Here is a 15,964-nt window from a genome sequence, read left to right as displayed (position 1 = left end):
TTTACCATAAACTTCCCTCCGTTCTGAGTTCACTAACTCAGACGGCTGAAAATTCCAATTCACGCTGAACCAGCACAATAGTAAGTAACTCTGATATGGGAACATTCTCAAAATACCCCTGCACTGTTGTATCAAGAGCATCTGCTTTTATTACCATTGAAGTATCAAATTCATTCTCTGGCGGGCGCTCAATAATTGCTTTTGGTGATATTAAAACCAAACTTCTAAATTTAGGCTTAAGAGTTAATCCAACCCGTTTAGGTAAAATATTATTTGCACTTAAAAATTTTTTTAATATGTAGATATGTCTCTTATTTTGCTCTATAGGTGAAGCAATGCCATGATATTTATTATTATACAATAATTCAAATTCACCTTTATCATTTATTCTGACTCCGTAACTATAATTTTTGGACTCTATAACAAAAATATCCAGCATTCTACCAATCATGACATGATCAATTTGGGCCACTTTTCCTTCATATTCAATCCGAAGATCATGGATGACCGCCCAATTTTTTGAATCTCCATAATAGAAATTGATGTAATATGCTGAATCATCCTCTCCAGAAGTGCCTTTTTTTAAAGCTCTCAATTCTCTTTCGATCAAAAAGCGCTGTTTAGAGGTGATAGGAAGTTCCAATAACTTTTTTAATTCCTGGATTTCGTTTTCTCTTGAGTCGCGTTCTTTAATAATCATGACGATAACTCTTTATAATTTTAATCTATAATAATAGACTTCACCGCCTGATAACGACTATATTCTAATCAGCCCAGGACAGACTGAAACATTCTAAATTTTGCTACTGCTAAAATAAAAATTGTTGCAAGATTACTCCTACTATTATGCACAGTCAAGGAGTTAGTGATAAAAGTCACAATTCCTGCTCTACTTTATCAACTATAAATACATTTTTTTCTGGGATATACTTCTTGCGTCTCTTTGACACAAATTTTCCTCTGCCTTAACTCCTTCTGTTCACTAATTCAGATGCTAAAAACTCCAATTCGCGCTGAACCAGTACAACAGCTAGTTAGATGTCACTAATTCGAAACAAATTTTATACTTCAAATTTAGCTCTAATTATCCCTTTGTTTAGAATTTTGGTCATTTGATATTGTTTCGGATTTCGGATTTCGAAATTCGATTTTTTTTAATAATTTAAACATATTACAAACTATTACCACTACTTTTCTTTGAGTGTCAAAATTTTGCTGCGTAAGCCCTAGCCAAACCTTCGCAAACGCTTCGGTTCTGAACTTTTAATCTTCTAGTCTAATTGCATCTTTATCCCAGGGAACAAACACAATCTTATCTGGAATTACAATTCTACCCAAGCCCAAAAAACCAGCAGTTTTTATTATTGAGTCCAAATATTTAACATATCGTCCATCGGGATAACGAACATCAACCTCAATATACATAATAACTTTCTTTCCACCACCAGTAGAAAATTCAGATGATATAATTTCTGTTCCCTTTGGATAGTAACACTTCCACGTCTCAGCAAAGGCTGTTCCGACTAAAAACATTAATATCAGCACACAGGAAAAAATTAATCTTTTCATATTACACCTCCCAAATTTAGTGAACATCGTCCTGATCTCCTGTATCTTCTATTCCTGCTTTGCAAATCCTAAGCTCTGCACAATTCTATCTAATATGCGCTCCATATCAAGCGCAGACCTGAAAGCCAGAGTCCGTCCATTCCTCTGCCTTGGGTCTAACAAATTTGCACTTCCAGTTCATAGCAGCTCCTTTTCTTTTGCAATGCGACATCATTCCTGACACAAGGGCAGGCGCGGTTCGACCCTTCGCTGTTCGAAGTTCGACGTTCAATGTTTTCAATAGGTTATACGATAACAATTTTGTCAAAAAGCATAATTTTGAGCTTTTGCAATTAAATCTTTAGATACAGCTAGATAGAAAAAACTGATAACTTTCATATTAGTCTATAGAATATATGCATTTGACATATATATAACCTGTTACTTATTTTTAAATGAATGTATATTAATTTTATATTTTGATAATTTTTTAAACCAAAATAATAATGTTATGCAAATGATAGGAAGGTAGTTGTAATGAGTAAATTTATCGATAGAAGAAAGTTTATAAGTTCTCTTTTAAAAACTGCGGCATGTATTGGTGTATATCCTGTACTTTCTTATTCTGCTACTGAGCGTTTATCTCCGAAAATAAAAGGAGTAAAAAAATACGTAACAGGATGTATGTGGTGTCAGAACGCTTGCAGTATGATTATTTACATAAAAGACGGGAAAGTTGTACATCTAACTGGTAACCCTGATGACCCAGTTACAAAAGGAAAAATTTGTATAAAACCTTTTGGGAGTTTAGAACTCATTAATAGTCCTCACCGACTCACTTATCCGCTAAAACGTATAGGCAAAAGAGGATTTGATGCCAGTTTTATTCGTGTCAGCTGGGAGGAAGCTCTGGATGAGATAGCTCAAAAATTAAAGCATATTCGTGAGAAGTATGGTGGGGAAGCGCTCGGCATATGGGCTTCGGGGCGCAGTGCATTTGATGGAAGAATTCTCAATAAAGCATTTGCAAAGCTCTACGGAACTCCGAATTATGAAAAAACCGGCCCATTTTGTAATTACGCCGCGAAACCGGCTGGTATTTCTGTATTGGGAACACGACATACTCCATGGGTCTATAGTGACGATGATTTTTATGGAGCAGATCTTTATATCTTTATTGGGAGCAATATGGCGGCTACTCGTCCGGTAATCTTTTCCAGGATGAAGGATAATCAATCTAAAGGAAAATGCAAATTCATTGTCATTGATCCACGGCGATCAGAGACAGCCAAAAGGGCAGATCTATGGCTTCCAATTAAACCGGGAAGAGATCTCGCCCTGGCGCTTACCCTAATTCATTATATTATTACCCATGATTTAGTTGATGAAGAATTTGTCAAAAATCATACCGTCGGTTTTCAGCAATTAAAAAAAGAAGTGTTGGACGGCAATTATACATTATCGTGGGGAAGCAGAATAACAGGGATTCCAGAAGATAAAATAGCTTATCTTGCCGACACATATGTTCGCACAAAAAAAGCTATCATCATTGGCAATAGCGGATTAAGTCACCACACCAACGCAGTCCAAACTCACCGTGCGTTTTACTTTCTTGCTGCCATCACCGGTCATTTTGGAGAAAAATCAACTGGTTACTGCTGTTTGAATAATGGGGGGATTTCTATTGGCAGTCTGCCATTGCCCAAGGATAGAATTGTAAAAACAAAAATGGAGTTATCTAAGAATCCTGTAGGTTGGTTGGAATCTATTGAAAACCCTCTCTATCCTTATAAACTGCGGGCCTTGATTGCAACTGGTAGTCCCCTTACCCAATGGCCCAATCAGTCCAGAGTACGCAGACTTATCGAAAAACTCGAATTAAGTGTTTATAATGGTCTCACAAAAAATATTAACGCTTATTATTTTGACTATATTCTTCCTGCTGCCTTCTGGATTGAGGTTGGAGGTCTTGCCCCTGTCTCTGACGATAGCAGATTCGTTTGGGTACCAAAGCTTTTGGATCCGCCAGGATTGGCTAAACCTGATAAATGGTGGTGGATTGAGCTGGGAAAGCGAATGGGATGGGGAGATATTTTTACAGACGACCTCAAAAACCCTGTTATTCTACAAAATACAGTAGGTGGCCCCAAAGGGTATAAAGTTGAAAATTTCATCGCCAAGAAAAATAATTCACTAAGAGCGCCAATTAAACTGATAAAAGGTCAAGTTCAGGAACGAGGAACCCTATTTTTAGATAAACGCTTTCCAACTAAAAGTGGCAAAATAGAATTATGGACTGAAGAGATAGAAAGGAAATTTGCAGCGTATGGTCTAAGTGCCATTCCGCGGTATTATGTTGACCCTGATATAGCCTCTCAGAACGAATCCACGATATATTATGATAAAAGCCAGTTGATCCTTTCTCCTTTTCAGAAAAATAAGTGTTATACTTATAAAGTTTCTCTGACATCAAAAAAAGAAAATCACGATTTCCCGTTTTATCTCATTACTGGGCGGCCTTCCAAAGCAATTATGGGGCATACCTCTCACTGGATCAAAATTTTAAATGATATCTCTCCGGATCAATTCTGTCTTATCCACCAGAAGAAAGCCAATTTTTTGGGAATAAATGATGGAGACGTTATTATTGTCTATTCCAGATACGGAGAAACTATGGCTAAAGCGATCCTTACGCCCTATATCCAGAAAGACACTGTTTTTATCCCCTATTCTTATGGTGAAAAGAGTCCATTTACTTCCTGGAAATCGGTGAATTTTCTGACCGATCTTGAAGCTCGGTGCCCCATTTCTGGTCAAATTGCCTTTAAAGGTATTCGTGTAGGTATTAAAAAAAGCTAATATTGGGCAAACGAAAATAAAAATCAAGTAACTTCAATTGAGCGTTTTTTGGCAATAATATTTTGAAATTTATAGGCCATCCCCCATAAAGAAACAGCTAATTAAGAAATAAAATGTTTATAGGGAGGAATTATTGTGAAAAGATTAGTAATTTTTATGGTGTTGTTATTAGGGATAGTTATTGGCTCTAATGCATTCGCCTTTCCCAAATCAGTGCATGGTACTATAACAATGGAGTTCGATCTCTCATCGCATCCAGCTAACAAAGAAGTAAAACTCTGGATACCGTATCCCATTTCTTCCGAGTATCAAACCATAAAAAATATAACAGTAGAAGGAGACTATACTGAATCAGGAGTTTACAGTGATAAAAAGTTTCAGACCCCTATACTTTATGCACGCTGGAAACCAGGGACACAATCTCGTAAGTTAACATTGCGCTTCGATGCCGAGCGTATTGAAGTTGTACGTCGAAATTTTCCTGCCAATGAGTCTTGCTGGAATCCTGCTGATTATAAACCCTGGCTTTTACCAACTTCACTTGGTCCTATAGATGATCCAGTACGTACTCTGGCAAAAAAAATTACCAGAGGCAAAACAACGGTACTGGCCAAAGCTAAGGCAATCTATGACTGGACTTGCGAAAATATGTATCGTGATCCTAATGTCAAAGGATGCGGTTCAGGAGATGTGCTTAAACTTTTAAAATGCCGTGGAGGCAAATGTACAGATATCCATTCAGTATTTGTAGCCCTTTGCAGGGCAGCCGGTGTACCTGCTCGTGAGATTTTTGGAATCAGAATGGGTAAAAAACCAGTGGTAGATATTACCAAATGGCAACATTGCTGGGCTGAATTCTATTTACCTGGCTATGGCTGGGTGCCAGTAGATCCGGCTGATGTACGCAAAATGATGCTCAAACATAACCTCACCCTTAAAGATCCTGAGACTAAAAAATGGCGCCGTTATTTCTGGGGTGCCTGGGATCCTTATCGGATAAAATTAGCTGTAGGGAGAGATCTGAGGCTCAATCCTCCTCAAACAGGGCTGGCCTTAAACAATTTTGGCTACCCATATGCTGAAGTGAATGGTAACCCTTTAGATTGGCTTAGTCCGGAAACCTTTAAGTACAAAATAATATTTCGTCAGAAATAAACGTTAAGGTTTTTAACGTCATTTTTTTTTTAAATATGCGTTTGGTGGATCCGTCAATGCCAGATCCACCATCGCTATATCTAACAAAACTCAACTTTCTCTTATTGAGCAAAGCTATTATGAAGGTCAAAGCCCTGCATTTTCTATGAAACAAATGATGCCCTATCTTTTGACCGTGAAGCAAGCCGTGGCTATTAAAAGAAGGGGACAGGAGAAATTTGTTGATATAAAATGTACTAGTCAAAAACAAAATCTGACAGTGGTTATCCTTTCTTGCAGTTGTAAGATTTAGTTAAGGTTGTCAGATGTCTCGTACTGCATATCTATTAATTTTTGTTTTGCCAATGGTAAGTTTTCCAGGAATGTTTCCATAGGAGTTCTGCCTTGACATCTTTTGCCTTGATGAGGACGTTTTGTATTATAATAATCTAGCCAATTGTCCAGGTCTTTTTGTAACTCTTCAATAGATAAGTATATTTTCTTTCTAAAAGCGATCTTATAGAATTCGTCCAGAATGGTTTTGTGGAACCGTTCACATATACCATTTGTTTGCGGACTTTTAGCTTTTGTTTTTGTGTGTTCGATATCATTTAGAGCCAAAAATAGCTGGTAATCGTGAGTATCTGGTTTTCCACAAAACTCAGTTCCCCGATCAGTGAGGATTCTTAGCTCCTACTGAATTCCTCCTGTCCCATTAAATTCTTCTCTTATCCTGTCATCTAGCATCCACCCACTACCCACTCATTTCAAAAGCTCAACCCATTCATCCAATGACAGGGCAGCAGGACTTGATGTGCCTTCCAGGATTTCTTCCAGGCGCTGGGTCTTTTCCTGTTGAAGCACTCTCACTTTTTCTTCCACAGTATTTTTAACAATCAAACGATAAATAGTAACAGGCTGGGTCTGGCCAGGGCGGTGAACCCTGTCAGCAGCCTGGGCCTCCACTGCTGGATTCCACCAGGGATCAGCAAGCACCACATAAGATGCAGCAGTTAAATTCAGCCCAAAACCACCAGCGCGCAGGGAAATAAGAAAAACAGATGCCTTGCCTTCCTGAAATGTTTTTACCCTTTTTGCCATTTCTGCTGTTGGCACACTCCCATCAAGATAAAGCCATGACCATCCTTTTTCCTGCATGCCCTGCTCTATCCTCTTTAAGAATTGCACAAACTGACTGAAAACCAGAATACGATGTCCAGCGCTTACCAGTTCATCCAGAAGTTCCAGCAGTGCTGTTACTTTTGTTTCAGGTGCATCTTCTGCTGCTCCTAAAAGTTTTGGACTGCAGCACAGCAGCCTAAGTTTGGTTAAATATTGCAGGATCTTAAAGCGCACAACTTCAGCCTTTGCCCCTTCCAGCTCGGTTAGTGCCTCCTGGCGGACAGCCTCATACAGGGCTGCCTCTTCTGGTGAAAAATCCAGATAAAGCACGCTTTCAGTTCTGGGCGGCAGTTCTGTCAGAACTTCAGCTTTTGTACGCCTTAAAATAAAAGGCCCAATAAGTCTTTTCAGCCTCTTTTTTACCCCTGTTTGTTGTTCCTTTTCAATGGGAGTGACAAATCGCCTGCGAAAGTCTTCCAGAGAGCCTAAAAGACCAGGGTTTAAAAAACGAAAAATCGTCCACAGCTCTTCCAGGCGATTTTCAAGAGGCGTCCCTGTTGTAGCCAATCTAAACCTGGCTTGCAGGCCAAAAGCGCTTTTGGCCCTGATGGCGCGATAATTTTTTATCTGCTGGGCCTCGTCAAGCACTACCATACTCCAGGACTTTTCTTTTAAAAGCGAAGCTGTTTCGCGCTGTTGAAGAAGGCCATAAGAGACAAGCACAACCTGATATGGCTTAAGTTTTTTTAAGACATCTTTTCTATCTTTTATAGGTGCAAGAGATATTGATTTCAATTCAGGCGTAAACCGATTTATCTCATCCTCCCACACAGAAAGAACCGAGGCAGGCGCTACAATAAGGGAAGGCCCGTTATCAGCAATTGCCAAAAGCAGGCTAAGGCTTTGCAGGGTTTTGCCAAGCCCCATGTCATCTGCCAGGCAAGCACCCAGGCCAGCCTCATAAAGCCTTCTCATCCACTTAAACCCCTCTACCTGATAGGGCCTTAAAATATTTTTTAAGGTACGCGGCACTTCTGGATCCAGATTAAAGGCATCATTTATCTTCTTTTTAAACTCCTGCACTTCTTTATCTTCCTGCATGCGCCAACCAGACTCCCACAAAACAAGGGTCCTTAAGGGTGAAAGCCTGATGCTATTAGCTTTAATCTCTGCTATTTCTGCCAGTTCATTTAACTGTCTGAAAACTCGCTCTTTTAAGACCAGAAACTTTCCTTTATCCAGCGGCAAAAACCTGTTTTTTTGCTTGTTAATCTGACTCAGAAGTTTAGGCAGGGAAATATTTTTATTTTCTATTTTCACCTCGCCATCTACTGTAAACCAGTCTTTGCCTTGAGAAAGGTTAAGGTCAATCTCTTTATCCATATGAACCAGATTAAAAGATTTGCCCTCAGGCCAGAGAAGCCTGTAATCCTTTTGGTCCAGGCCTTCTAAAAATTCCAGCAAATTCAGGGCGCAAACAAGATCAGGTGCGTGCCATTCAGCACTCTGTCTGGCTTCTAAGCCATCTATTTCAAAAAGCCCGTTTAATAAATGGGAAAATAATTCATTTTCCCTGGTTAGCTGCCGCTGGGTCTTGAGGTTTTCTTCCTGGATTACAGCACTTACATATTCAGGCCCATCCCCGGGAATATAACGAGGCCCTTGCTCGCCCAGAGGAAATACTCTAACAGTCAGTAATAGCCCTTCTTTTAAAGGCTTTAAAATAAGATTAATGGTGGTGTCTGGAGGAACTTCTCTGGCAGGAACAATGGATGTGCCCTCAACTGGAAATTTATGAGATAGGGCCTTTAAGAGATTTTGAATCCTTGCCTTTTCTTTTGCAGGAACTTTAACGCCATTTTTACCAAGAATTTGAACAATAGCATGTAATTCTTTATCCAGTTTATAGACTCTTACTTTATTGCCTTCTTTAACCAGATGGAATTTTTTTTCTGAATCTGGCACAAAAAAAGGATCCAATGTAATCTTTAAATCATTATTATTGTCTGTTGTAACACTTAACCTGACCTTACCCTCCACTACATCCAGTTGTTCGCGTGTATCTTCATCAAAAACATAAGGATGACCTATCAGGGCAAACATAATATCCTGTGTAACAACATAATTCTTACTGGAATTCCATGTCCTATGAACAGGCGAATATTTAATGCACTTTACAACAGCCCTGTCATGTTCAGACAATAATTTATATTGCCCTTCATATAATTTTTTTAAACTTACACTTCTACCATCACTCCATGTCCCATTGGCTCTGAGTTTCTGCTCTTTGGGCGTGATACCAATGCTATCTTCCATAAATCTTAAAAACCAGACCAGCCTGAATTTCTTTTTTTCCTCAAGATTTAAATGCTCATTTACATACTTTTCTAGACTACTGAGTTTGATTTCCCATGTTTCCTTTTCTCTAAATCGCCCCCACAGAGGATAAAATTCTGTACTTCTGGTAAACCTTCTCAAGCTGGATTGAGAGCGAGTATTTTTAAAACCCTTTGCCAGAAAGGCAAAAATTTCCAGAGCCCAGAGTTTAGCCCCTTTTTTCTCCAATTCAATGGCTTTGGAAAGCATATATTTAGCAAAGGCCTTGCATTTCTTATCCTTTTTTAAATCCATGAAGTCTTCATATTCGTAAAAAAAATACCAGGTCAAAAAAATAAGAACAGCAGTAGAATAATTTACATAGCCTCCATAAAATAAAGAAAAATACATATTTCCCAGATTATTCTCCAGCAGGGCATGAAAGGCATTCATCTCATCCCAGGTAAAAGAAAACTTTTCTTTTCTTATACGCTGCCACATCAATCTTGCTTTTTTCCTCATTGCAAAATCTTCAGTTGACCACAACATAAATGGCACAAGCAGGGCAAGAGGGCCGTCAGGCGTAAACGTTCGTTTATTAGTAACTCTGCAATATTCCTCTTCAGTCATCTTATACATTTCCTGCCACGGCTCATTTTTATAAAATAAAAGTAATGTTTTTATACATAACTTTCTCCATAACGTAGAAAGCTCCATTACAAATAAGTCCAGTTTTTCCAGATCAAGATTAAAAAACGCAATCTGACATAACAGCCAGATAAGCGCTTCATTTTTATGTGTCCTTTGCTGAACAGCTTCATACCACTTAAATATTTTATCATCATCTCCAAATAGAGCGTAAAAAAATAATTCCTCTCCCACCAGATATACCCATTCAGGAAGCATATAATTAACAAGCTCATGATCATCTAAAAGACCATAACCTAATTTAATAGCATAATACATAAATTCATTATGATAATACTTTTCTATGTCATAAATAAAAGGTACAAGCATAGAAGAAATGTTTTTCTTAATAAGAAAAAAATAAGCCCTACCATACATCTGCTCTACATTATCATCATAAGAAAAAGTTTCAAAATAAAACATTAAATGTTCTTCAAGTTCTCCATGCGAAATTCTGGCTAAAATTCTTATAGATTGGTTATCAGGAAATTTATAACCCTGATATTTAGACATATAACTAAGGCCATGAGCTTTTAACATAGCCTTAACTACTGTCCTGACCTTATTTTCCGATATTTTTTTATTGTGCTGCAATAAATATTGATGTACTAATTCTACAAGTTCTTTCTGTGTAAAATTACCCAGCAGCCCTGCCCAGATTTCTACTTCTTTTTTGATCAATTCTTCCATTTTACATCTCCTGTGACAATAGAACCGATGCGCCAAGCAAACCGATTAACCTCTCCCTAGCAGCTATTTTTTTCATATATTGTTTGCGGGTAAACTTTAAAGGAACAGAATTTAACAGTCTTAGCTGCTTTTTTTTGAAATATTCCAGGATCATAATCTCCGTTTCCATGATTGCAGATTGAAAATTATTTTTCCTTGATAAAAATCAAAAGTCAACTTTTATAAAATAGGCATATTTTCATATTTTATAAAGTAGACTTCTTAAAATCAGGCAAAAATCACCAAGTCTATTTTATTATTTAAAAAGCTACAACCTCTCTTTAAAAATTAACTATCAGTAATCAAACATTAACATCTAAATAACGATGTTCTGTTAGAATAGGGCTGAGGGTGAAAAGTGTAAGTATCGGGCACGCCATGTCTAAGTGGAGGCAGAGGTATACGTTTAACTCTTTTCCCATATCTGACTTTTGCCCAATATCCTCTTGGTGGAGTTGGAATGTTAAGTTTTTTAGTAATTTTTAAGAGACCTACATCAGATATGCCATATTTCTGTGCTAACCTGGTAATAGGTTCAGTCCAAACTTCCTCATAAAGTTGATCTCGATAAAATGTAATCATAGCAGTTGTTTCACCACGGACAATTCTGTCTGTAAAAGCAATGAAAGAAAATGATGACAATTACGTTCAGATGATATTCTGATCCAGTTTGATTTCACTTCACAGTCAACTAAATCTAGCAACTTCCCATGCCGTAGCCGAATAGCTTCAATCAAGCTCTTTTTTTTAGCAATGATAGAATGATAAAATCTCTTCCATTTGTGCTCAAAAATACCAAAAGCAGTAAGCACATAAAGCCAGTCTTTTTCAACTTTGGAACCGTCTGGTCTTATTACTTCCAGTTCTGGATCTAAATTGCCTGTTTCATCAATATAAAATAGATATATTTATCATCTCTCGACTTGAATCCGTAGAGCAAAAAGATTTTATTATGACGATAAAAAAACGTGAGTGTATCCGATAATAAGTTGAGTGATTTTCAATTTAGTTTTACATTAAACACATTGGAATAAAAGTAGATTTTGCGCCAGAAATTTTCAGATAATGGGTGAGATTGCCACGGGCAGCTTCGCTGCCCTCGCAATGACAATCTCGGCCCTGTCATTGCGAGCTTAAGCAAAGTGGAGCGAAGCAATCTCAAAGTTTGAACTGAAAAAAATAAATCAAAAACCAAAAATCCCGCCAAAGGCGGGATTTAACAGGTCGTACAGACACATCTTCAAACAAAAATTTATCCAGGCTCCAATTTAATCGCTAGCCAGTTTCTTGGCTACTTCAGCAACCCGTTGTCCTAACAACCTGCCGTTTTCTTTGGTTTTTTCATCCGGAGCGCCAACGCAGGCAATACCATAATGACCGGTAGCACTCATGGGATCACCAACAATTATCATCCCATAGATCATCATGGCCTGAATGATAGAAAACATTGTGGTTTCCTTACCACCAGTCTCACTACCGGCAGTGGCAAAAGCAGCGCCAACTTTACCCTCCATTTTTCTGCGCAAGGAGACAAAATCATCAAAAACCTTTTTCAACTCTGCAGCCATCACTCCGAAGTAAACCGGCGAACCAGCAATAATCCCCTCTGAATTTAAAAAATCCTCTTTGGTCACTTCACTTGTACTTTTCAAAACAGCGCTAACGCCATCCACGCCTTCTACACCTTCTGCTATGGCCTCAGCCAATTTTTTCGTATTGCCACCTTTGGAAAAATAAAGAACTAATATTTGCATAAGAGCCTCCCATCTTTTTATACTCAATTTTCTGGATTATCTAACTTATTGTAATACGACTCGTATTAAAGGATTGTTTTCTGAAATGCATTACAAACGGCTTAGGTAACACATGTTAGCGAAGCTTGCGGATAAGCAGTGCATTGGGAAACTTGGCCAAAAATTTATCAAAATATGAACTAAGTATCAATAAAAGGTAAACGTGCGATTTACCAAAGCATCCCTTTATGCACTGCCCGCAAGCAAGTTTTATATGTGTCTAAGTCTTTGTTGGCATTGAAAAAAACAATCATGAAAAGTACCCAGAAAGTTGAGTATTATATTTTCATCAACTCATGCCAATTTCAAACCATTCTCAACCGGTTTATCAGGAACTGCCAATACTACAGCCCCATCTTCCTGAATAAACCCGGTTACCAGACATTCTGACATGAACGGTCCAATCTGTTTTGGCGGAAAATTAATAACCCCAATTACCTGCTTGCCTACCAATTCCTCAGGCGTATACAAATCTGTTATCTGAGCGCTAGATTTTCTGATTCCAAATGGACCAAAATCAACCTTAAGCTTATAAGCCGGTTTCCTTGCCTCAGGAAACTCTTCTGCTTCAATGATAGTCCCTACCCGGAGTTCAACCTTCTCAAAATCTTCCCAGCTTATTTTCTTCATGGTCATTTTCTCCTTCCTTATCCTTAACAACCTCTGCCCTGATCGAACCTTCCAGAAGCCTGATACCCAACTTATCGCCGGGTTCTACTTCCTGTTTACGGCGCAAGTACTTGCCGGTCTTCTCAATTTCTACCAAACTATATCCACGAGCTAAAGGCTTTAGGGGATCAAGGCCGGAGAGCCTTTCCTCTACCAGGTCCAATCTAGCCTCGCACCCGGTCATAATTTTCTGGATACCACCCTTTAACTGCATCTCATAAGTAGATAGCATCTGCGCTCTGACCTGCCAGTAATCAGGACCGAATACGGTTTTTAACCCCTTTTCCAGCAAACCCAGCCTGTCTTCCTGCCGACGCACAAACCCCACCCAGGCCTGCTCCAACCTCTCCCTCATGTGCTCAAACCTTTCTTCCGTTCTCTGGACCTGTTTTTCAGGGCTCAACCAGGTCAGGGCCTTGTGCATTTGCTGCAATATAGTCTCTTTATGGACAAAAAATTTTCTTAGGGCATTGTGAAGCCTGATCTCTTGCTCATCCAGATCCTGGGCCAACACTTTTCGCTCCGGCCAGAGAAGCTGGGCCGTATGGCTGGGGGTTGCAGCCCGTTTATCCGCAACAAGATCAGCAATAGTTGTATCGATTTCATGGCCAATGCCAGTTAGCACGGGGATATTGGACTCAAATATAGCCTTGGCCACTTCCTCGGTATTAAAGGCCCAGAGATCTTCTAATGATCCGCCACCACGAATCAAGACCAGAACCTCTGCCCAATTATGTGCATTGGCCAGGTTTATGGCCCGGACAATCTCTTTTGGGGCCTGATCTCCCTGGACCAGGCTGGGGTAAATCCTTATTTCGCTACCCAGGCCCAAATCCTGGGCAATGCGTAAAAAATCCTGGATAGCAGCACCGTGCGGGGCGGTTATTACGGCTATCTTCTCCGGATGATATGGAATGGGCTTTTTATGTTCAGGATCAAAATAACCAAGTTCTGCCAGCTTCTTTTTTAAGGCCTCAAAAGCCAGAAACAGATCCCCCAATCCCTGTTCCTGAACAAGTTCAGCTATGAGTTGATAGGTCCCCCGCGGAGGATAGACCCCAATTCGTCCTGCACACAGGACTTCCTGGCCATCTTCTAAACTTTCAGCCAGGCTCAAACCATCCTTTCTAGAAAATCCCTGACTACCCTTAAACCAGACTACCCGAATACTGGCCTGCTCGTCTTTAAGGGTAAAATAAATATGGCCAGACCCGGGTCTGGCCATATTGGATACCTGTCCTCTAACCCACACAAAGGGAAATTGGACCTCTAAAACTTCTTTGATGGCTGTTGTTAGCTCGGAGACTGAAAATATATGTGCCATTTATAACTGCAAGGTTGGACGTTAAGAAAATTTGAACTAGACACCATAGTGCGCCCATACCTTTTTCTGCACTTCTTTGAATCTTGGTATAATTTCATCCAGTCCTACTTCTATTCTTTCTCCCGAATGTCTGATCTTGATCTCCACCACACCCTTTTTCACGCCTTTGGCGCCAACAATTATTTGCAATGGCAGACCAATGAGATCGGCATCTTTAAATTTTACACCGGGCCGTTCATCCCGATCATCAAAGAGACAATCAATTCCTTGCGCACTCAAAGCCTCATATATTTCATTGGCCTTTTCTTTTACTGTACTATCTTTAGGATTTAAAGCCAGCAAAAGAGCATCGTAAGGAGCAATCGGAGGTGGAAAAATTATACCGTTTTCATCATGGTTTTGTTCAATACATGCAGCCAGGACGCGGCTTACGCCAATGCCATAGCACCCCATGATCATGGGCTTTTCTTTGCCATTTTCATCAAGAAAAGTAGCTTTCAATGCCTCACTATATTTTGTCCCCAACTTAAAAATATGGCCCACCTCAATGCCTTTGGTTAGTTCAATAGGACCTCCGCATCTGGGACAGGGATCTGACTCTGTAATCTGGCGCAGATCAAAAAAACCTTCGATTTGCGCGTCACGTTGCAGATGAAAATGCAAATAGTGGGCATCGGCTTCATTGGCCCCTACCACATAATCAGTATCAAACATTAGTTCCTGGTCAGCATAAATAGCTTCCACATTCAGCCCAACAGGACCGGCAAAGCCTACCGGAGCATTGGACCACTTCTGTACCTGGTCAAAACTGGCCAGTCTAAGGTCTAAAGCACCCAGCAAATTTTTCAGTTTTACCTCGTTTAATTCTCTATCCCCGCGCACAAGAACGGCAACAGGCCGTCCATCAGCCTCATAAAGAAGGGTTTTTACAATTTTTTCCTTGGGCACTCCTAAAAAATCTGCCACTTCTTCCACACTATGTTTACCAGGCGTGGAAACCTTTTCCAGGGCAGGACATTCAGCAGGGCTGCCCTCTTTTTCTGCATACTTCACTTCTGCCTTTTCCAGGTTGGCAGCAAAATCACATTTGGTGCACACTGCAATGGTGTCTTCACCGGTATCGGCCAAGACCATAAATTCATGGGAAAAACTTCCGCCAATAGGACCAGAATCAGCCTCTACTGCCCTGAATTTTAACCCCAATCGCTTAAAAATACTCATATAGGCAGCATACATATCTTCATAGCTCTTATTTGCACCCTGATCGTCTCGATCAAAGGAATAGGCGTCTTTCATAATGAACTCGCGGCCGCGCATGAGTCCGAATCTGGGCCGGATTTCATCCCGAAATTTAGTTTGAATCTGATATAAATTCACTGGCAACTGCCGGTAAGACTTGATTTCTCCCCTGACTAAATCCGTGATTACTTCTTCATGGGTGGGGCCAAAGCAATAGTCGCGACCATGTCGATCTTTAAAGCGGAGCAATTCCTTACCATAAACCTCCCATCGTCCCGACTCTTTCCATAAATCACCGGGCTGCACCGCGGGCATGCTAATTTCAATGGCTCCAAAGCGGTCCATTTCCTGACGGATTATGTCTGAAATTTTCTGCAGAGCCTTCCAGCCCAGAGGTAGATAGATATAGATTCCGGAAGTTAATTTGCGAATCATCCCTGCCCGCAGAAGCAATTTATGGCTGATTATCTCTGCCTCTGCCGGGTCTTCTTTTAAAGTTGGAATATAATATTTTGACCAAAGCATAAGGACTCCTATACGCTTT

The 15,964-nt window shown here is 39.8% G+C and carries 9 protein-coding genes and 1 pseudogene; 2 read left to right on the top strand and 8 right to left on the bottom strand.

From position 1 onward, the window contains the following. Positions 1-37: 37 nt before the first annotated feature. Positions 38-700, bottom strand: a complete 663-nt coding sequence (locus KFV02_RS01160; RefSeq protein WP_252379697.1) for a nuclease-related domain-containing protein — start codon at positions 698-700, stop codon at positions 38-40. A 563-nt stretch (positions 701-1,263) separates the two neighbouring features. Then, the gene (locus KFV02_RS01155; RefSeq protein ID WP_252379696.1) at positions 1,264-1,569 is read right to left on the bottom strand and encodes a hypothetical protein; all 306 of its coding nucleotides are present in this window, start codon (positions 1,567-1,569) and stop codon (positions 1,264-1,266) included. Positions 1,570-2,085: 516 nt separating this feature from the next. Between KFV02_RS01155 and KFV02_RS01150 the strand changes: the two genes are divergently transcribed. Then, a complete protein-coding gene (locus KFV02_RS01150) occupies positions 2,086-4,407 on the top strand; it encodes a molybdopterin-containing oxidoreductase family protein (RefSeq protein WP_252379695.1) in 2,322 nt (773 codons plus the stop codon). A 135-nt stretch (positions 4,408-4,542) separates the two neighbouring features. Beyond that, positions 4,543-5,562, top strand: coding sequence for a transglutaminase-like domain-containing protein (locus KFV02_RS01145; protein WP_252379694.1), 1,020 nt, complete (start codon positions 4,543-4,545; stop codon positions 5,560-5,562). A gap of 288 nt (positions 5,563-5,850) precedes the next feature. On the opposite strand, the pseudogene KFV02_RS01140 reads toward KFV02_RS01145, so the two are convergent. The 6 genes and pseudogenes from KFV02_RS01140 to KFV02_RS01115 all read right to left on the bottom strand — a co-directional run. Beyond that, positions 5,851-6,231, bottom strand: a pseudogene (locus tag KFV02_RS01140) (integrase core domain-containing protein); the annotation flags it as partial. A gap of 72 nt (positions 6,232-6,303) precedes the next feature. Then, entirely contained in the window at positions 6,304-10,356 is a 4,053-nt protein-coding gene (locus tag KFV02_RS01135; protein ID WP_252379693.1) for a DEAD/DEAH box helicase, read from the bottom strand. 1,307 nt (positions 10,357-11,663) lie between these two features. Next, entirely contained in the window at positions 11,664-12,149 is a 486-nt protein-coding gene (locus KFV02_RS01130; protein WP_252379692.1) for a flavodoxin family protein, read from the bottom strand. 333 nt (positions 12,150-12,482) lie between these two features. Further along, positions 12,483-12,818: a tRNA-binding protein gene (locus KFV02_RS01125; RefSeq protein WP_252379691.1), complete on the bottom strand. Its 336-nt coding sequence runs from the start codon at positions 12,816-12,818 to the stop codon at positions 12,483-12,485. Next, a complete protein-coding gene (gene xseA, locus KFV02_RS01120) occupies positions 12,790-14,181 on the bottom strand; it encodes an exodeoxyribonuclease VII large subunit (protein ID WP_252379690.1) in 1,392 nt (463 codons plus the stop codon). Before xseA ends, KFV02_RS01125 begins: the two co-directional genes overlap by 29 nt. A 36-nt stretch (positions 14,182-14,217) precedes the next feature. Beyond that, positions 14,218-15,945: a proline--tRNA ligase gene (locus KFV02_RS01115; RefSeq protein WP_252379689.1), complete on the bottom strand. Its 1,728-nt coding sequence runs from the start codon at positions 15,943-15,945 to the stop codon at positions 14,218-14,220. Positions 15,946-15,964: the final 19 nt, after the last annotated feature.

Origin of the sequence: Desulfovulcanus ferrireducens, from assembly GCF_018704065.1 — a bacterium.
In the GTDB taxonomy this organism is placed as follows: domain Bacteria; phylum Desulfobacterota; class Desulfovibrionia; order Desulfovibrionales; family Desulfonatronovibrionaceae; genus Desulfovulcanus; species Desulfovulcanus ferrireducens.
This window is presented reverse-complemented; position numbering and strand designations above follow the sequence as displayed.